This window comes from Desulfovibrio desulfopostgatei (assembly GCF_053570645.1).
This window is the reverse complement of record NZ_JBRBQS010000002.1, coordinates 1,268,583-1,287,049: the sequence shown is the minus strand read 5'-3', so window position 1 is coordinate 1,287,049 and position 18,467 is coordinate 1,268,583. Positions and strand designations below refer to the sequence as shown.

At 49.8% G+C, this 18,467-nt stretch carries 16 protein-coding genes; 11 read left to right on the top strand and 5 right to left on the bottom strand.

Annotated elements, in window-relative coordinates; translation table 11 throughout:
- The first annotated feature begins 1 nt into the window (after window position 1).
- The 10 genes from ACUZ9Q_RS05755 to ACUZ9Q_RS05710 all read left to right on the top strand — a co-directional run bounded on the left by ACUZ9Q_RS05755 (window position 2) and on the right by ACUZ9Q_RS05710 (window position 12,243).
- On the top strand, window positions 2-1,291 hold the full coding sequence (locus ACUZ9Q_RS05755) for a class I SAM-dependent methyltransferase (protein ID WP_449247489.1): 1,290 nt from the start codon (window positions 2-4) through the stop codon (window positions 1,289-1,291).
- A 60-nt stretch (window positions 1,292-1,351) separates the two neighbouring features.
- Window positions 1,352-2,584 (top strand): hypothetical protein, encoded by a 1,233-nt coding sequence (locus ACUZ9Q_RS05750; protein WP_449247488.1) that lies wholly within the window; start codon window positions 1,352-1,354, stop codon window positions 2,582-2,584.
- A gap of 65 nt (window positions 2,585-2,649) precedes the next feature.
- The gene (locus tag ACUZ9Q_RS05745; protein ID WP_449247487.1) at window positions 2,650-3,501 is read left to right on the top strand and encodes a hypothetical protein; all 852 of its coding nucleotides are present in this window, start codon (window positions 2,650-2,652) and stop codon (window positions 3,499-3,501) included.
- Between the two features lie 60 nt (window positions 3,502-3,561).
- Window positions 3,562-4,691 (top strand): IS3 family transposase gene (locus tag ACUZ9Q_RS05740; protein ID WP_209818423.1). Its coding sequence is split into 2 segments (ribosomal slippage): window positions 3,562-3,822 and window positions 3,825-4,691, totalling 1,128 coding nucleotides; the frame shifts between segments, so codons are not numbered across the junction.
- A 289-nt stretch (window positions 4,692-4,980) separates the two neighbouring features.
- Window positions 4,981-5,565: a class I SAM-dependent methyltransferase gene (locus ACUZ9Q_RS05735; RefSeq protein WP_449247486.1), complete on the top strand. Its 585-nt coding sequence runs from the start codon at window positions 4,981-4,983 to the stop codon at window positions 5,563-5,565.
- Between the two features lie 87 nt (window positions 5,566-5,652).
- The gene (locus ACUZ9Q_RS05730; RefSeq protein WP_449247485.1) at window positions 5,653-7,221 is read left to right on the top strand and encodes a glycosyltransferase family 4 protein; all 1,569 of its coding nucleotides are present in this window, start codon (window positions 5,653-5,655) and stop codon (window positions 7,219-7,221) included.
- Entirely contained in the window at window positions 7,136-8,212 is a 1,077-nt protein-coding gene (locus tag ACUZ9Q_RS05725; RefSeq protein ID WP_449247484.1) for a glycosyltransferase, read from the top strand. Before ACUZ9Q_RS05730 ends, ACUZ9Q_RS05725 begins: the two co-directional genes overlap by 86 nt.
- A 15-nt stretch (window positions 8,213-8,227) precedes the next feature.
- Entirely contained in the window at window positions 8,228-9,379 is a 1,152-nt protein-coding gene (gene wecB / locus ACUZ9Q_RS05720; RefSeq protein ID WP_449247483.1) for a non-hydrolyzing UDP-N-acetylglucosamine 2-epimerase, read from the top strand.
- Window positions 9,367-10,626 carry a radical SAM/SPASM domain-containing protein gene (locus ACUZ9Q_RS05715; protein ID WP_215647675.1) on the top strand — a complete coding sequence of 420 codons (1,260 nt, stop codon included), beginning with the start codon at window positions 9,367-9,369 and terminating at the stop codon, window positions 10,624-10,626. The genes wecB and ACUZ9Q_RS05715 overlap by 13 nt, the downstream gene beginning before the upstream one ends.
- 66 nt (window positions 10,627-10,692) lie before the next feature.
- Window positions 10,693-12,243 (top strand): hypothetical protein, encoded by a 1,551-nt coding sequence (locus tag ACUZ9Q_RS05710; RefSeq protein ID WP_449247482.1) that lies wholly within the window; start codon window positions 10,693-10,695, stop codon window positions 12,241-12,243.
- A gap of 190 nt (window positions 12,244-12,433) precedes the next feature.
- On the opposite strand, the gene hslU is transcribed toward ACUZ9Q_RS05710, so the two are convergent.
- Entirely contained in the window at window positions 12,434-13,747 is a 1,314-nt protein-coding gene (gene hslU / locus ACUZ9Q_RS05705; RefSeq protein WP_215647677.1) for an ATP-dependent protease ATPase subunit HslU, read from the bottom strand.
- Between the two features lie 254 nt (window positions 13,748-14,001).
- Here hslU and tpx point away from each other — a divergent pair, with 254 nt between their 5' ends.
- Window positions 14,002-14,505, top strand: a complete 504-nt coding sequence (tpx, locus tag ACUZ9Q_RS05700; protein ID WP_215647678.1) for a thiol peroxidase — start codon at window positions 14,002-14,004, stop codon at window positions 14,503-14,505.
- A gap of 119 nt (window positions 14,506-14,624) precedes the next feature.
- Here the strand turns inward: tpx and ACUZ9Q_RS05695 are convergent, their stop codons facing one another.
- The 4 genes from ACUZ9Q_RS05695 to ACUZ9Q_RS05680 form a co-directional block, all read right to left on the bottom strand.
- Window positions 14,625-15,488, bottom strand: coding sequence for a metal ABC transporter permease (locus ACUZ9Q_RS05695; RefSeq protein ID WP_233482756.1), 864 nt, complete (start codon window positions 15,486-15,488; stop codon window positions 14,625-14,627).
- The gene (locus tag ACUZ9Q_RS05690) at window positions 15,481-16,407 is read right to left on the bottom strand and encodes a metal ABC transporter ATP-binding protein (RefSeq protein WP_192111504.1); all 927 of its coding nucleotides are present in this window, start codon (window positions 16,405-16,407) and stop codon (window positions 15,481-15,483) included. The genes ACUZ9Q_RS05695 and ACUZ9Q_RS05690 overlap by 8 nt, the downstream gene beginning before the upstream one ends.
- On the bottom strand, window positions 16,397-17,443 hold the full coding sequence (locus ACUZ9Q_RS05685; RefSeq protein WP_449247481.1) for a metal ABC transporter solute-binding protein, Zn/Mn family: 1,047 nt from the start codon (window positions 17,441-17,443) through the stop codon (window positions 16,397-16,399). Before ACUZ9Q_RS05685 ends, ACUZ9Q_RS05690 begins: the two co-directional genes overlap by 11 nt.
- A gap of 87 nt (window positions 17,444-17,530) precedes the next feature.
- Window positions 17,531-18,391 carry a pirin family protein gene (locus ACUZ9Q_RS05680; RefSeq protein WP_209817622.1) on the bottom strand — a complete coding sequence of 287 codons (861 nt, stop codon included), beginning with the start codon at window positions 18,389-18,391 and terminating at the stop codon, window positions 17,531-17,533.
- Between the last annotated feature and the right edge of the window lie 76 nt (window positions 18,392-18,467).

The following is an 18,467-nucleotide window of genomic DNA, read 5'->3' as shown; positions in this document are numbered from 1 at the left end:
GATGTTCAAGCTATTACCGCCTTTAAATGTCCCTTATGAATTCGATGGAAGAGTAAATTTTGTTTGGCTCCCTCAAAAAGTACAAGTACAAATACCGCCAACAACAAAAAATTGTTTTTTAGAATTACGCTTAGGTTACCCTCTTGATGATCCATTGAAGAAAGCACTCATATCTAACCAATCAGAAAACTTTGACGACTTTAAGTTAGCAATACACAAAGGATGGCAAAGTTATTTTATTCCACTGTCGGAAAATAGCAAAGAACAAATACTTACCATATCTTTTTCGCATAGCTTGGAATGTAAAGGAGATTTAAGATTTTTAGGAGCAATGCTCTCATATTGGGCAATAACAGACAATATCGAGAGAGTTGAAGAAATAGCTTCAATCAATAAAATTATTTCACATGCAGTAAACCTTCGCGATGAAGAGGATACAACTGAAACGTGGGTTTCCACCCTGCATGGATTAGTAACACATGAACAAGATCAATTTTACCAAAAAAAGGCACTCCCTCCAATCAATATTGATCTAAATAATGTTTTACAGTCTTTAAGTGTCGATTGTAAGCGAGAAATATTATTATCAAACAACATTAAAAGAGGATCATCTGTTCTGGAAATCGGCTGCGGTAAAGGGACCCTGGGATTCCTATCTCAAAGAGATATAAAACTTACAGCCATCGACCTGTCTATAGAAAACTGCAGAGTAGCCCTCAAGCGCGGTTATACCTCTTGCCTGACCGCATCTGCGGAGCAAATTCCCTTTCCTGATGACAGCTTCGACTATGTAGTTTCTGCTGATGTATTTGGACACATCCCTGTTGAAAAAAAACGAAATTGCCTTGAAGAGATTTCAAGAGTATTGAAAAGTAATGGAACAACGATTCATTTTATTGAAACAGACGAGTTTGACCCCACAGTACTCTCTCCTTCTGACTACGCGAGAATGGTACTTGTTGATGGGCATATAGGCATTGAGCCGTTAGATCACACAATTAAACTCTTTTCGTCATATTTTTCTGTAATTATGTCTCAACTTATAGGTAATAGTTTTATGTCTGCTAAACATTGGCTGCGAGCCCATGATTTATATGGAGACAACCTTCCAGGAGAGCTCGTCTCCTTCCTGCAAAATGCTAGCGCCGAAGAATTTGCTGCATTTAACCTCGGAAGTGGGATATCATTCTGGCGCTCGCTGCAAGCAGGCATGAAAACAATGAGCTCAGGGGGAATGTTGTTTATTATGTGCAAGAAAACTGATGGGGAAGTAAAAATGCCAAACGCTTGAGGAGTGACGATAGCACTTGATGGGGACAACAACATTCACACACTACTAGGTAGGAATATAATGGAATACACAAAATACCAATATATTGATATTATATATTCGACCGACCATCCCGGAGTATTAGAGGTAGCGTCACCAGATGGAGATATAGTTTTTTCGGCAAATGTATTGCCCGGCAACAGTAATTTTTTAACCCTTAGAATTCCTCAAAATGTTCGCTTCGAGACTTGCACAATAAATAACGCTGACAACTTAAAAATACTTGATATGAAGGTTAGGAAAGATTTTTTTGATTTTTTTAACTTCAAACAGAAATATAACACCGAAACAATATGTAGCGATCTGCAATATCAAGAATGCACAAATAAAATACGAAGTGGTATTACTTTCTTCGTAACCTATAAGTGCACCTACAAATGCCCTTTTTGTTGGCAGCGCGCAGAAACTACCAGCTATGCAGCCCAGAAAAATATAAACTTTGATCCAGCTAAGCTTGCACAAACATTTAACAGACTGCTGCCCGCATTTATCTATTTTACCGGTGGTGAACCAACTTTATATAACAATCTTTTTCCCATGGTTAGCAAGCTTGACCCGCAAATTAAATGCAGAATAACAAGTAATCTTGGGCCATCTTTTGACGTGGATAAGTTTACGTCACTTATTGATCCAGACCGGTTTGAAATGCTGATGTTTAGTTATCATCCGTCAGAAACAACAAGACCTCAGTTTCTTGAAAAAATAGACAAACTAATTTCAAATGGGTTTACCAAAATACTCGTTGAATCGGTACTTTATTCGGGTGATATTCCAAGCCTGCTTGAAATCAAAGATGACCTGGAAACCCGCAACATAATCAGGCGCTACGACACATGCTGTTTGCCAAATGGCAAACAGCATGTCCTGTCGGACAAAGCGAAAGAGATGACTCAAGAACTGCAAGACATAGGTATGCAGGAACAAGCTGATAACAGCATGGCTCTGCAGCAATCTGGAAATATGTTTGCAAACAAACAGTCATTAATACTGTGCCCCGCGGGTCATAAAAATTTCCATATAGATCCTGCAGGTGATGTCTACCCGTGCATGAGCGCCCTTGACCGCTCTAAACTTTTTGGAAAATGGGCATTACCTCATTACCAGCCAATCGGCAATATTCAAGATCCCAATTTTGACTACCTTTCAGAACCAATTATTTGCTGGGAGGCTTTTCGTTGTTCCGCTTGTGACTACGAAACACTTCAATCTGGATGGAGATATATTGAGGAAAACCATCCACCGTTGCCAGAATAAACACAATATACGTGAAATATTTTTTCTATCACATTATACAATAACTAAATATCTAAAGGAACATTATGCCTATCAAACAAATGTCTTTGACTGAAATACGGGGATGCCTACAATCTTGGAAAGTTAACGAAGCGCTCCACACAGGAGATTGCTTTCTGAGAAAGGATAACCCATCTTACTATTGCAGGGTAGCTGATGATTATTACTGGGGCGGCATCAAGTCCCGGTTTATGAAGAACAGCGATGTTGTTTTGTGTACAAACCGTTTTGACTTCAGCCTCCTGAGTTGCTTATCAGCCTCACACTCTAACAAGCTACACATTGCGAAGTCAGTTCCTCAGCATCTGAACGCCAAAATAAAAGAAGCAATTTCAACGAACTTCATTTCTACCACAGAGATTAGTGAAGACGTTAACATTATATTGTATGCTGACAGTTCAATTTGCTTAAAAGAGATACTTGACTGGAATTTTTCTCATGTGAGGCGAATAAAATTTTTCATTTTAACCCATAATATTTTCTTAGTTGAAAAATTGAAAGCGTCAGCTCTGGAAGTTTTATGCACTTTTTCCACCTCAACACCTGTTTATGAAATATACATAGATAAATGCGACCTAACACATCTTTTTATCATGGTTCAAGAGTGCTTAGAATTAGGATGTTCAACAAATAACGCCGCACTTGCATTAACTACATTTCAACAACTTGCTCACTACCATGAATTAGATACGAGAAGTCTTGAGGATTTCTTTGTATCTGAGCCATCTATTGGCGACTTTGCAGACGAAATTTTGTCTTCATCCAGTTTTTCTTTGATTCATAAGATTACTACTTCTTTTCTCAAATCTACCGATAAAAATCAGCCCGCAGAAAAACTATTATGGCAGATAAACAGATACCTCAGAGGGTGTTATTAGAGGTGCTCCCCAAAAATCGGACAGGTGTGATAGCTACTCAACCAGACGAGGAGAACACACATGTCCAAGCGAAAGAATCATGCCCCGGCTTTCAAGGCCCGAGTGGCCCTGACTGCTCTTTCCGGCGATAAGACCATCGCTGAACTCAGTTCAGAATTCGGCGTTCATCAGACACTCATCCACAAATGGGTGAAGCAGCTCAAGGAGTCGGCCGCGGGCATCTTTGCCGGTGAAATCAAGACCGAAGAGGCCAGAAAGGAAAAACAACTCCAGGTACTTCATGCCAAAATCGGTCAGCTTACTGTGGAACGAGATTTTTTAGCCGAGGCCTGGGGGAAGCGGTGAGCGTCTCCCGCAGGCAAAGCATGGTCAATCCGGGCCATGCGCAGCTCAGCGTCGTCCGGCAGTGTCGCCTGCTCAAAGTCGTTCGTTCCAGCTTGTATTACGAAAAAGCCGGAGAATCGGCCATAAACCGCACATTGATGCAGGAAATCGACCGGGCTTTCACCGAATGGCCGTTTTTTGGAGTGCGGCAAATGTGCCGCTATCTTGTGTCACTGGGGTACTGCGTCGGCAGAAAGCGCGTCCGCCGCCTGATGCGGCTGATGGGGTTCATGGCAATATACCAGAAACCGAAAACCAGCGTGCCGAACCCGGAGCATAAACGGTACCCCTACCTGTTGCGCGACCTGACCATAGCCCGGAGCAACCAGGTCTGGTGCTCGGATATAACGTACATTCCAATGCGTAAGGGGTTTCTATACCTGGTCGCCATCATGGACTGGCACAGCCGCAAAGTATTGTCCTGGCGGCTCTCAAACACTATGGAAGCGGATTTTTGCATTGTGGCCCTGGAAGAAGCCTTGGAAAAATACGGCACACCAGATATCTTCAACACGGATCAGGGTAGTCAGTTTACCAGCGTTGCCTTTACAAACGTCCTGCGGAACAATGGAATCCGCATCTCCATGGACGGCCGAGGCCGTTGGCTGGACAACGTGTTTATTGAACGTCTCTGGCGCTCGCTCAAATACGAAAATGTGTATCTGAACGCTTACGAAACTGGCTCGGAAGCCCGCGAGGGTATCGGCAGATGGATCAGCTTTTACAATCAGACTCGTCCGCACAGCAGCCTGGACGGGACAACTCCAGAGCGCTGCTACCATCAGGGACTAGTAAAGGCAGCCTAATGAGGAAAAAGACAAGCTAAGGAACCGCTGTTTCCTGTCCGAACAAGGGGGCCACCTCTATTCACACAAGAATACTGAAACCTATCATAGTATTTTACAAGGGAAAATTTCTTTCTCGGATATTACACCATTTTCATTTTCTTCCCAGGAAGAAGTCAACACTTATTACGCCTTCCGTGGACAAGAGATATATTATCTTGGACTCCCTTCTCAAAAACCAAACAATTACCCTCTAACTTTTAGCAATTCTGACCTTGCAGCTGGCGTACGCCTCGCATCCGCGACGGCAATGATAGAATTTCTTTTAGTTGCGTTAAAAAATGCTAATTGCCCCAAGCCCTATCGATGGTTAGACCTCGCGTGTGGTGGTGGCGAAATCTTGAATTTCATCAATCTGGATAAAATTGGCCTTACTGCAGAAGATATTGAATTTATTGGAATTGATGCCTCACCGAGTGAAATTGATTGGGCGAATTGTGTAGCCCAACCAGGCCGATCCTTTTATTGTGAAAGTGTATTTTCTATTCCTGAAAAAATCCAAGACCAACGCTACGATATTGTTAGCGCTTTTGAATTTCTTGAACATATCATTGATCCTATTGCGTTTCTGCGCACCCTATCCTCGTTCAAGCATAGATTGTTTATTTGTGGTTCACCTCTTGACGAGCAAGTTCCTCTAATGTTTGTTCCGCATCATGCGTGGTCATATTCGCATGCAGGCTACAAGCACCTTCTTGAAGCCGCAGGCCAGACATGCCTTTACAGTTCATCTGCATATATTGGGAAATATATAGGAGGGGGATACCTGGATTGGAACACTTGCATCAGCTCACCCTTCCCGACTTTTGAAAATGCACTTACATTTACATTCTAAGGAGCAGTGAGGCTCCCTGCTAACAATACGGTGCAACACAATGTCATTTTTTGGGAATCACACACAGATGTAATGAAGAGAATTTAAATGCCTCCTATGCAGACACTCCACTTCACTCCACGTAATAAAGCTGTCACATTAAAAATTGACGGTTGTGAAACCAATTTTCCACCGCCAATTCATATTCACGCAGGGCAATCAATTCTTCATTGTATTGACGGAAAAGTTCATATAAACCCAGAACTAATTTACAAAAAAAAATTACAAATATTTTTAACGCTTTATAATCAAGATAAACAAACAAGTTGGAAATTTGCCAGTGGGCAGCAAGTAACATTGCACAATTGCACAACAGATCCCATTCTTTTTCAAGAAGATGGAATGAAGATTGACGAATCATGCCTGCCTGATGGCGCAAAAAATTTAGCTCAGCCATCGCCCAAGCCTTGGAGCATCTTGCAACTGTATGTTGAAGATCCTGACCCATCAGTATATGCATGGCATGTATCATACGCTGTGCTATTACATAATACTTTTGCGAAAATGGCATGGGATAAGTTTGTTTCTCCCAACAAAAGCAATAAAAGACACAATACTAAAAAAATCCTCCCCAATATATATATTATAGCACGCAATATCATGCTGAATGATGCTGTGGGCAACTTTTGCACAGAACTGGCAGCTTTTTTAAACAAATATGGCTATCAAACTACTCTTTTTGCACACGACTTTTCTCCGGAGCTCGCAGGAAGGGTCTGCTCCCTTTTCCAGATCCCCCAAGCAGCCTATGGCGAAACAATTTTTTATAATTACTCAATAACAGACTCTTTTTTCCCTTACATAGTAGATATCCATGCTGAAAAAAAAATATTATATTATCATAATGTTACGCCAGGACATTGGTTTTCATCGTGCTTTCCACAATATGGTCAGCACCTTGACTATGCCCAATCACAGTACCCTCTATTTTCTGCCTTTGACGCCGTAATAGCTAATTCTGATTTTAGCTTGAAGCAAATTCGTCCTTTCTTACGTAAAGACGCCGCGCTTTCCATATTTCCCCCCTATTTTTCGTTAAAACCACCAACGGTAATGGGAATATGTCCTGCACACACACTTGAAGGTAGATATTCATTACTATGGGTTGGTCGTATTGCTCCACACAAACGCCCCGACTTAGCCCTGAAAATCTTTGACGAACTTGTAAAATCTGGCGTGGACGCATCCCTTACCTTTGTTGGCGGTGGACGCTACGATTTTCCAAGCTTCGCGGAACACATTGATGCCTGCCTGGCGGCTCTTCCTGCCGAAGCCCAGTCACGTGTGCAGTTTATGCAAAACATATCTGATGAACAGCTCGCAGGGCTTTACAACCACTCCGACCTCCTCCTTTGCACTAGTGCTCATGAGGGCTACTGCATGCCACTTGCAGAAGCTGCAGCGTGCAATCTTCCGGTAGCCGCCATGCCGCAGCCCGCTGTATTGGAAACACTAAATGGCGGCGGAATAATTCTTGAAGAGAGCCCGCAACTAGCTGCTCAAATGATCAAAAATTTCTTGACCAGCGCGAGTGAAGAAGAACGGCGCGCTGCAATACCTGTTCTTAAACAGTTACCAACTGATGAACTCCTTCGCATTGTTAAGGGTGATGCATAAAATGCCTCTTACTATTCTTTTCAATACATATCCTGTGGCATTTGATTGCCCTGGTGGCGGTGAGGTTCAGTTGCTCAAGTATATGGAGCAACTAGAAGCGGCAGGTGTCCACGTGATTCGCTATGACCCTTGGAATGCAAAAAAACAGTTCGATCAGGCTGACATAGTTCATTATTTTTCCGTGCAAGGTGGCTCCTGGCGTTTTTGTATACATGTCCAAGAAGTACGCAAAGTTCCGCTGATTATTTCACCTATTATCTGGATTGACGACCCTGCAAAATATGGCATGGAAGAAATAGGCGCTACGCTGCGTATGGCTGACCATATTCTTCCCAATTCACAGGCGGAGTGCGATCAGCTTGCCAACACCTTTGACATGCCGCCCTCACTTTTTTCTCCAATAGTGAATGGGGTGGATGATATCTTTTTTGTTCAAGCTGATCCTACCGTTTTCCGTAATCAATTTGGCATCCAGAACAAATTTGTTCTCTGCATGGGCAACATCGAGACGCGCAAAAACCAGTTGCGCCTGATTGAAGCACTGCAAGGTTCTGGCATCCATCTTGTACTGGCTGGGCAGGAAAGAGAAGCAGGCTATGCGGCGCAATGCCGCGCCGCAGCGGATGCAACTGTGCACTTTGTCGGGGTGTTAGAGCATGGCAGCGAGCTGCAACGCTCCGCTTACGCTGCTACAGAAGCACTGATTTTGCCTTCTACGCTGGAAACACCCGGTCTCGCGGCGCTGGAAGCTGCTGCTGCCGGATGTCGCATTGCCGTTACGCAGGAAGGCTGTACGCGTGAATATTTCCGCGATTTTGCCGAATACATGAACCCATACGACACAACAAGCATACGCCATTCCGTACAAACTGCGTTGAATTCCCCCCGGAGGCCAGAATTTTCCACGTTTATAAAAGAGCACTACACGTGGAAGCATGCCGCCCAACAACTCATTGCCATATACAACAACGTATTGGGCACACGGGGATAGAAAAGGCACAAAAAGATGAGCGCAAAACCCGTATTTGTCCTTGTGGGTACTCGACCTGAAGCTATAAAGATGGCTCCAATCATTTTGCGCCTTCAACAGTCTGGATTGTTGCGCCCTGTAATATGTTCCACAGGGCAGCATAAAGAAATGTTGAACCAGGCTCTGGCCGATTTTAACATCCATCCCGATATAAATCTGACTGTCATGCAAGAAGAGCAAACACTCACAGGCCTCGCCGGCAGGTTGCTTCTGAGGCTCGAGGAAATGCTTAGCGATGTAGCCCCTGCCTGCATTCTTGTGCAAGGCGATACAACAACCGCCTACGCAGGAGCAGTAAGCGGTTTTTACACAAAAATTCCGGTGGGGCACGTAGAAGCAGGTCTCCGTTCGGGTGACATGTATGCTCCCTATCCCGAAGAATTCAATCGCAGGGCCATAAGCTTGGCTGCCACATGGCATTTTGCTCCAACCCGAGGCGCAGCAAACAATCTGCTTCAAGAAGGGGTCGCGGCTGATAGGGTTCTTATTTCCGGCAATACCGTGGTTGATGCGTTGATGTACATGCGGGCTGTGATCAGGCAGACACCGCCGCCGCTGCCCCCAGTTATCGAAGACATTTTGCGAGCTAATGCCCCGTATGTGCTTATTACTGCGCATCGCAGAGAAAATTTTGGGCAAGGAATGGAAGACATTTGTTCGGCCATTGAATCGTTGGCTCACTTGCACCCGAACTGTTTTTTTATCTACCCAGTTCACCTCAATCCACAGGTACGAAAGGTTGTGGAGCAACGCCTGTCAAATCTTCCCAATGTAATACTAACTGAACCATGCGGGTACCGCCCTTTTTTACGCCTTCTGGATAATTGCCTATTCGTTTTGAGTGATTCCGGCGGTATTCAAGAAGAATCGCCATCTTTTGGCAAAAGGGTGCTGGTAATGCGCGACCGTACAGAGCGCCCCGAGGGGGTAGAGGCTGGTTTTTGTCGCCTTGTGGGTGCATCAAAGGATAACATCATTACAGCGGCTGAAGAGCTTTTTGTCTTGTCTGCCTCCACAGGCTTGCCTGGTGCCAACCCTTATGGAGACGGAAACGCCGCGGAACGCATTGTTACCCAACTTGAAAAAAATCTTATTGGCAAAACAGAGGCTGCTACGTGTCCACGCTAAAAAGAGCTGTTTCAATTTTACAAAAGAAGGGCTTGGCCCACTTTTGCAAAAAGGCCTTTCACTATACAGGAAGCGCCTTCCGCTACCGCTTCTTTCCGCATCAGGATAAAAGAAACACCAACTGGCATCGCTATATTCAGGATCTTGACGCCCGCGTCGAAGTGATGAAGGCCAGCCCATGGAAACTGGAAATAGAGTCCACCTCTGTCTGTAACCTTCAGTGCATCATGTGTTCTCACGTTTTCTCCCATCCCCGAATCGGAAAGCATTTCAACCTGGACTTGTTGGGGCGTCTTTCAAAGATGCTTCCAGCTGCAGGTGAGTTTCAGCTTATGGGCTCAGGAGAACCGCTCATCAGCCCAGCTTTCTGGAAAATTATGGATATTATCGGCAATAATCCTTCCTATATGAAACCCACCATCGGCATCAGCAGTAATGCTGCAGCCATGACACCATATATTGCCGCAAAACTGCTGAGTTCGCCATTGAGGGAAGTAAGTTTTTCGCTTGACGCCGCAACCCCAGAAACCTACCAGAAGATCCGCAATGGCGACTTTATGCGCACGGTTGAGCACATCCGTCACCTTCTGCAATGCCGCGGCAAAGATAATACAAAATCTCCACGTGTCATGCTCAATATGACCCTAATGCGCGAAAACATCGATGAACTACCCCAATTCATAAAACTGTCCCATTCGCTAGGAGTTGACGCCATACAGTTCTGGCCCCTTCACGATTATGGTGACATTGACGCTGAAGGGTGGAATGTGAACCGCAATGGCTGGAAGTTCAACTACAGAGATCAGATGCTTGGTCAAGACGAGGCGGACGCGCAACACGCCAACAGCGTCCTTGACGAGGCCGTTGCACTTTCAGAAACGCTTGGAGTGCCAATAATCTGGCCCATGGGTGGAAAAACTCATATCAAACCCATAAAAAAACATCATACAGTGTCAACGGCGTCCTCCCTCAAGCCAGCAGTATCAAAGGGCATGGCATGCCCTGTTGATTGCGTTGCCCCCTGGGAATGGATGCTGGTTAATGTTAATGGAGATGTGCGCCCGTGCTGCTACGTGCAACAATCTTTTGGCAACATACGGCAGCAACTGCCAGAAGAAATCTGGAATGGCGCTGACTACCGTGAAATGCGCCGATACCTTGCTCAAGGCAAACTGCCGCCGCAATGTCGCAATGCAGCCTGCAAATATGCTCGGGGCAACTGGATGTATTCCAATCCCACTGATTAGAGGTCTGACAAGACCCAACAGAATTTTTATTCGCATCAAGAGACTGACAGACTAGGACAACACCCCATGCAATTTTCGAATATGGCCAACACAATGGCCTACACCGAGAGTATTGTAGCCGCAGCCCTCAGGCGCAGTCTTGGGCATACCCCTAAAATTATTCCTTTTGACGGGGGCCTTGTAATTCTATGCGGTAAAACATCCTCCTGGGCTAGCGGAGCCCCTTATTGCGGTAAAGTGCTGGTACTGGGCAGGCCTACTGATGGAATGTTGCGTTTCCTCGGGCTGAAAAATGCCCCTGCGCTGCCTTCTATTGTCGGGCAAGATGCATGCGCCCCCGCCCGGGGAGAACTCCCGTTTACGGAGAGTCCTGCCTTTTTGAATTACATTTCACACCCTCTTTTAGCGGGACTGGCAAATCATCTCCACAGGCGGCCTTTTACACGCTTTGATTACGAAGATGAATGGAACAACCTGGGATTTGGGCGCATCAGAACTGATAATTCGCCATGGGCTGTTGAGGGGGGTATTGAATCTGACGGTGCAATCGAACTGGCTTCCATTCAACTACGAGATGCCCAGCAACAGTGCCACTACGCGGGCAGTTATCTATCCCTGCATGATACGCCAACGTCTTCCATTTTATGGTGCGCGCGCCCTGTTGGGCCGCTTGACAGCACAGAATGGAGCATTGTTGAGCGTTTTATCAGCGACTGGCGTTCTGACGACATGCCCTGCCTGCCCTGCTTGAAACAAGCGCCCGCTGGCTTCCGCTGCCTGGTGACCATGCGCCTGGATTGCGATGAAGATGTGGCCTCAGCCAAGGATGTTTTTGATTGGTACTCAGGAGAAGGCATCCCTTTTTCACTCGCCCTTAAAACAAGCCTTGACCTGAAATCTGACGATCTTGCCCTCTTGCAGGCAGTATCAGACGCAGGAGGTACGCTACTTTCGCATTCTCACATGCATCAACTCAGCTGGGGGCCCACACCAGAAGCTGCGGTGAGTGATGCTGCAACCTCGCGCAAGCGCTTTGAAGAACTTTTCCCTTCGCTGACTCCTGTAAAACTGGCGGTATCCCCCTTTCACACCAACCAGCCCTACGCAGTTCAGGCTCTGGCAAAGACTGGTTTTACAGGCTTCGTTTCCGGCATTATTCATAATGATCCCGAATACCTGATGGGAAGAGCTGGCGTGGTCCCTTTTGTAGACTCCCCCATTGTAAGTATCAGCCAGCAGTCTATGCTGCATGGGGACTGTTACCGCCGCCAGCACTACAGCGTGAACACTCACATTATGGCATTTGAAGCGCAGTATCAGGCAGAAGGTATCTTTGGCTATCTTGATCACCCGTTTTCATCACGTTATCAGTATGATTGGGAGAGCAAGGAACAACGCCTTGAGGCCCATAATAAACTAATAACTACCATACAATCTTACGCTAATATTGCCTTCTGGGCACAGCAAGATTGTTTCGAATTTGTTAATGCTCTTGCTGAGGTACAACTCAACGTAACTCCACAGGGCCTCGTTCAAACTGTGCACCCGAGTAGGAACGATATTGCCTACCGATTCAAGGGCAAAGAATATCTACTTGTCGATGCAGCATTTTTTTAGGCGTTCCGCGCACGAGATGCCGTCACACAATCATAGAGGTTGCCCTCCCCCCTTAATTGGGGGCCGCTGTGCCTCGTCTTTGAGTTACAAAAAAACCGGCCACTGGCCGGTTTTTTTGATCCTTGATTCCTCGATTCCTTGCACGCTGCTTATGCTGTAACGTTGCCCAAGCCGCGCACAGGCCTAGAGCCTACAGAATATACTGGCTCAAATCCTGATCATCGCGCACATCCTGCAAGTGCTCTTCCACATAGGCCTTGTTGACCACCACCTGCGCACCGGGCATTTCGGGCGCGTCAAAGGATATGTCAGCAAGGATTTTTTCCATGATGGTATAGAGCCGCCGCGCGCCGATGTTTTCCGTGCGGGTATTGGTGTCTTCGGCAAATGCCGCGATTTCTTCCAGCCCGTCATCCGTAAAGCTCAGGCGAATCTGCTCCGTGCCCAGCAATGCCTCATACTGCTTGGTCAGGGCATTGTCCGGCTCCTTGAGGATGCGCAAAAATTCTTCCTTGCCCAGAGGCTGCAATTCCACCCGCAAGGGAAAGCGCCCCTGCAGTTCGGGGATCATGTCCGATGGCTTGCTGAAATGGAAAGCCCCCGCCGCAATAAACAGGATATGATCCGTGCGGATCATGCCATACTTGGTGTTGACCGCACTGCCTTCCACTATGGGCAGCAGGTCGCGCTGCACGCCCTCGCGCGAAATGTCTGACGTGCGGTTTTGCGAGGAGCTGGCGATCTTGTCGATTTCGTCAATAAAGATGATGCCCGTCTGCTCCACCCTTTCGCGGGCCTTGTCCACCAGGGCTTCCTGATCCACAAGCCTGCCCGATTCTTCCTGCACAAGCACGGCAAAGGCATTGCGCACCTTCATTTTGCGGCGGCTGTGCTTGGGCGGAAAGGCCTTGCTGAACATGTCCTTAACCTGCCCCCCCATCTGCTCCATGCCGGGGATAGCGAACAGGTCAACGCTGCCGCCGCCCTGTTCGGTCACTTCCACTTCCACTTCCCGGTCGTCCAGAAAGCCAAGGCGGAACTGCTGCAAGAGCTTTTCGCGCGTGGAGGCGCGCTCTTCCGACCCAAAGGAGCTGGGCAACAGCAAATCCATAAGGCGCGATTCCGCAGCGGCCTCGGCAGCCTTGCGTACACGGGCGTTTTCCTCATCGCGCACAAGGTTGATGCCGATTTCCATGAGGTCGCGCACCATGGATTCCACATCGCGCCCCACATAGCCCACTTCGGTAAACTTGGTGGCTTCAACCTTTACAAAGGGCGCTCCGGAGAGCTTGGCCAGGCGGCGGGCAATTTCCGTTTTGCCCACGCCCGTGGGGCCCATCATGATGATGTTCTTGGGCGAAACTTCATCGCGCAGCTCTGGCGCAAGATGCTGCCGCCGCCAGCGGTTGCGCACCGCCACGGCAACCATGCGCTTGGCCTGTTCCTGTCCCACCACAAATTTATCAAGCTCGGCAACTATGCCGCGAGGTGTCAAAGTACTCATCAAATTCTCCTGCTATAGGCACATTCGTATGTAAATATAGGCATTGCCGCGCACATGGCAATGGAGAGACAAAAGGTTTTCTCCACCGTAGCAGCGTACCTGCGCGTACTGCCCTTGCGTACACTTTCCTGCAACGATACACTGAAAAGGTGAGAGCGAGAAATCTGGAAATCCAACCTCGCTAATAATAACCATTGACAATAAAGCCTTGATAGCACAGAATCCAAGAACCCTGAAACAATAAGGAGTTTCCTATGGATACAGTTACGTTCAAAGGCAATGTCATGCATCTTGAAGGCACCCAGCCCGCCGTTGGCGGCAAGGCTCCCGACTTCACGCTGACCGCCAACGATATGAGCCCCCGCAGCCTGAAAGACTACGCTGGCAAGGTGCTTGTGCTTGTATGCGTTCCCTCGCTGGATACTCCCGTATGCGATATGGAAGTTCGCCGCTTCAATACCGAAGCCGCCGCGCTGTCCGACAAGGTGCGTATTGTGGCCGTGAGCCGCGATCTGCCCTTTGCGCAGGCCCGTTGGTGCGGAGCTGCTGGCGTAACCGCTGTTGAAGCCCTCTCCGACTACCGCGCTGGCGCCTTTGGCAAGGCCTATGGTATCCTGATCAAGGAGCTGGATCTGCTGGCCCGCACGGTCTTTGTGGTCGCCCCCGACGGCACCCTGGCTTACAGCCAGCTTGTGGGCGAAGTTACCCACGAGCCTGACTACGCCGCCGCTCTGGAAGCGGTCAAAAAGCTGGCCTAGCTCATACAAGCTACCCAAAAGCCAAAACGCCTTCCCCAACTGAAAGGGGAAGGCGTTTTTTTTGTGGTATCGGCCAGAGCGGGCCAGAGCAGGCGCAAAGATGCGCTGCGGCACTGCCGTCAGGAGCGTCTGCGGCCCGTGGCCTGAGCGGCAAAGAGGCTCACCGCAAACCAGCAGCAAGCCACAAGAATAATGGTGGCCCCGCTGGCCGTAGCCAGCCATTCCTGAGCGGAAAGGGTCAGCCCTGCGAAGGCGGATGATGTGCCCACCAAAAGCGCCCACCAGAACATGCCCCCGGCAGAACGGGCAAAATTGCGGGCCGTGGCGGCGGGCACAATGAGCATGGCCGTCACCAGCAGCACGCCCACCGCCCATACAGAAAACATCACCACCAGTGCCAGCAGCCCGGCAAAGGCATACTGCCACATTGCCACGCGGACACCGTGAACCCGCGCCATAACCGGATTCAGGGCAATATACATCAGCCGGTTGTAACCCACGGCCTGAAACAGAAGCAGGGCAATAAAGAGCAGGGCCAGAAAGCCAATTTCACCATCGGTGATGGTAAGGATATCGCCGTACAAAAAGCGCTGCATGTCCCTACCTACGCCCTCGGCACGGCTCACCACGGCAAGGCCAAAGGCCACCACGGCAGAAAAAACAATACCGATGACTGTGTCGGACGAAAGGTCGCTCTTGCGCCGCACAGCCATGATGCCAAGCCCCACCAGTATGCCAAACAGGGGCATGGCAAGACGCGGCGGCACAGCCAGTATCAACCCCAGCGCAACCCCGGCAAAGGCCGAGTGCCCGATGGCGTCTGAAAAAAAGGCCATGCGAAAATTGATAACTTCCACCCCGAGTACAGAGGCCATAGGGGCCAGCAGCAGCACTCCGAGCAAGGCTTGCTGCATGAAACGCATTTGCAGGCAATCGAGCGGAATCATGGAAATAAGCGCATATATTGGGCTGAGATCAGGCACGGGAACCTCCCTGATCCGGCGATTTTTCGCCGCAGGGTTCACTTTGTGAGGCGCTCATGCGGGCAGCCAGGCGCGCGTTCAGGCGGGCGGCCTCCCGCCGCTCTATGGCCGCATAGTTGGGCAGCAAGCCCTCGGCTTCGCTCACCACGCCGCACTGCGGGCAGCCGGGGTCTTCAGGGTCGCACTGGTCCGGGTACAGGTGGATAGGCACGCCAAAAAGTTCCATAAGGGTCGAAGATGTCAGCGTGGCGCGCGGCGCGCCTGTGGCGCATACTGTCTTGTTGAGGCAGATCACGTGGGTTGCGTAGTGCGCCACCAGAGGCAGATTGTGGCTGACCATGATCTGCGTAAAGCCGCGCTCGTGCCGGGCGGCATCCAGCAATTCCCAAAAGAGCCTCTCGCCGCGCACGTCTACGCCTGCCGCAGGCTCGTCCAGCACCAGCAGTTCCGGATTGCGGCCAAGAGCCGCAGCCAGCAGCACACGGCGCAGTTCGCCGCCAGAAAGGTCACCCATGCGGCTCTGCTCCAGATGCTCGGCCTTGACCATCTGCAAAAGCTGCCGCCCCTCGCTGCGCGCCCAAGGGCGCAGGCCCAGCCACAAGGGCTGGCGCTGGCGGCTCAGGGCCAGAAATTCGCATACGCGCAAGGGCAGGCTGCGATCCATAATCAAATGCTGCGGCACATAGGCCATGCGGGGCTGATGCTCTAAACCAGCGAACTGGATACGCCCTGTATAGGCCATTTCGCCAATAAGGCAGAGCAGCAGCGTGGTCTTGCCCGCCCCGTTGGGGCCCACAAGAACCGTGCTGCCGCCAGCGGGCGCGGTGGCGCAGATATTGTTCAGAATAAGATTGCCCCCCCGGCTGAGGCATACATTCTCAAAGCAGACCGAGGGGGCAAGCAAGCTGTTATTTGCCAAAGTACTTCTCTAACGTGGCAATATTTTTTGACATAACTGTTTCGTAATAATCAAGGGGCGCGCCAGACGGCCCCGAGGCCAGAGGGTCAAGCTGCACTGCCGGAACACCCGTTTCCGCCGCAAGGGCGAGCACGGGCTTGTCCGAATACTGGGGCTCGCCAATGAGCACAACCGGCTTGGATTCTTTTATCTTTTTTACGAGATCAAGCAGACGCGCCGCAGAGGGTTGAGCCTCTTCATCTTCCTGAATCACATCCACAAGGTTCAGCCCGGCATCGCGCACAAGGTAGGCCATGCCATCGTGCAGGGCCACCACATTCTTGTTGGCGGCATTGGCCCCTACGGCGGCAAGGCGCTGGCCCAGAGCCTCAAGCCTTGCGGCATAGGCATCCGCAACCTGCGGGCAGTTTTTTGCGGCAACCGGCGCAGCAGCAGCAAGGCCACGGCCAATATTGCGCGCCATCACCGCAGCTTGCAGCGGGCTGGAAAAAGCATGCGGATTCAGGCCGTCGTGGTCGTGCCCATGGTCATGGCCGTGTTCGTGAGCATGATCATGCCCTTTTGCCGCTGCCGCAGGGTTGTGGTCATCCTTATGGGCTGCGTCCGCCTTGCCGTGGTCGGCATCGTGATCTTCGTCATGTTCTTCAACAATGGCGTTTATGCCCTTGCTGCTGTCGATGACGGCGATCTTCTTGCCTGCGGCGGCAAGCGGTTTTTCCAGAAAGGACTCCATACCCAGGCCGTTGATGATCACAACATTGGCCTTGGAGAGCTTTTGCATGTCCTTGGGGGTCAACGCGTAGTCGTGCGGGCAGCCGGTCTGGGCGGGAATGAGCAGATCAACCTGCACATCCGGGCTTGTCTGGGCAACGGCGCGGGTCAGCAGATACACGGGATAGGTGGTGGCAAGAACGCGCACCTTGGGCTCGGCGGCAAACGCGCCAGTAACCGCAAAAGCGGTTACGAGCAGCATGCATAAAAGTGCCAGGCCGTGATGTTTGCCCTTGCGAAACAAGACAGAAATACAATTGCTCATGGTACTTGCTCCTGTTTGCAAAGCAAATTGGTCAGATAAGACCCCGCAGCAGCCGTGTCAAGCCGGATATTTTCAACCCGACAGCGGTTAATCCTGAGCGGACGGAAGCCAGTGTTTGATGAATCTGCCTTCTTCAATTTCAAAATACGCCTGCATCAGCTCCTCATCCGTATTCATGACAATGGGGCCGCCCCAGGCAACCGGTTCCCGCAAGGGTGCGCCGGAAACCAGCACAAAGCGGCATTCCTCTTCGCCGCCTTCAAAGGCCACGGTGTCCCCATCGCCCAGCAGGTAGGCGTGCCGGGCCAGCATCGGCTCCCTGCCCTCCATCAAGAAGCAGTCGCCAGCATACAGATAGGCAAAAACAGTGTGGGCGGGGTTGGTCTCCACCTGCCAGCGCGCCCCAGGTTTGAGTCGCACGTCAAGAAAACGCACATCCACATAGTCGCCCCTGGCAGCGCCTTCAACGCCCTTGTATTCACCCGCGACCACGGCCACGTAAGCGGCCTCTTCCTCAACGCACGGCACCATATCAATGGTGATGTCGCGGTACTTGGGATCGGTCATCTTGTGGGCGGCCGGCAGATTGATCCAGAGTTGCAGGCCGAGCATGCGCGGCGAGGCAAGGGGCATCTCCTGATGCAGAATACCGCTCCCGGCGGTCATCCACTGGCAGCCGCCATCGCGGATAACGCCAGCATTGCCCAGGCTGTCCTTGTGCTCGATGACGCCATTCACAAGATAGGTGAAGGTTTCAATGCCCCGGTGAGGATGCATGGGAAAACCCTTTACGTAATCCTCCGGATTTACGGAATCAAAGGCATCAAGCATAAGAAAGGGATCAAATGTTTTGACTGTGGGCGAACCAAGCACGCGCACAAGGCGCACACCTGCGCCATCAATAGTGGGACGCCCCGTGACGTCTCCGGTGATGGATCGTAACTGCATGTGCTGCCTCCTTGTGCCGGGCTTTTCGCCGTATGTGCAGTAAGCCTGGCTTGCATTTTTTACAGTGCACCGTATG

What these genes read in the sequence shown, in the direction of transcription:
- ACUZ9Q_RS05755 (WP_449247489.1), top strand. Translation starts at nt 2, where the DNA reads ATGTTCAAGCTATTACCGCCTTTAAATGTCCCTTATGAATTCGATGGA.
- ACUZ9Q_RS05750 (WP_449247488.1), top strand. Translation starts at nt 1,352, where the DNA reads ATGGAATACACAAAATACCAATATATTGATATTATATATTCGACCGAC.
- ACUZ9Q_RS05745 (WP_449247487.1), top strand. Translation starts at nt 2,650, where the DNA reads ATGCCTATCAAACAAATGTCTTTGACTGAAATACGGGGATGCCTACAA.
- ACUZ9Q_RS05735 (WP_449247486.1), top strand. Translation starts at nt 4,981, where the DNA reads ATGATAGAATTTCTTTTAGTTGCGTTAAAAAATGCTAATTGCCCCAAG.
- ACUZ9Q_RS05730 (WP_449247485.1), top strand. Translation starts at nt 5,653, where the DNA reads ATGCCTCCTATGCAGACACTCCACTTCACTCCACGTAATAAAGCTGTC.
- wecB (WP_449247483.1), top strand. Translation starts at nt 8,228, where the DNA reads ATGAGCGCAAAACCCGTATTTGTCCTTGTGGGTACTCGACCTGAAGCT.
- ACUZ9Q_RS05710 (WP_449247482.1), top strand. Translation starts at nt 10,693, where the DNA reads ATGCAATTTTCGAATATGGCCAACACAATGGCCTACACCGAGAGTATT.
- hslU (WP_215647677.1), bottom strand. Translation starts at nt 13,747, where the DNA reads ATGAGTACTTTGACACCTCGCGGCATAGTTGCCGAGCTTGATAAATTT.
- tpx (WP_215647678.1), top strand. Translation starts at nt 14,002, where the DNA reads ATGGATACAGTTACGTTCAAAGGCAATGTCATGCATCTTGAAGGCACC.
- ACUZ9Q_RS05685 (WP_449247481.1), bottom strand. Translation starts at nt 17,443, where the DNA reads ATGAGCAATTGTATTTCTGTCTTGTTTCGCAAGGGCAAACATCACGGC.
- ACUZ9Q_RS05680 (WP_209817622.1), bottom strand. Translation starts at nt 18,391, where the DNA reads ATGCAGTTACGATCCATCACCGGAGACGTCACGGGGCGTCCCACTATT.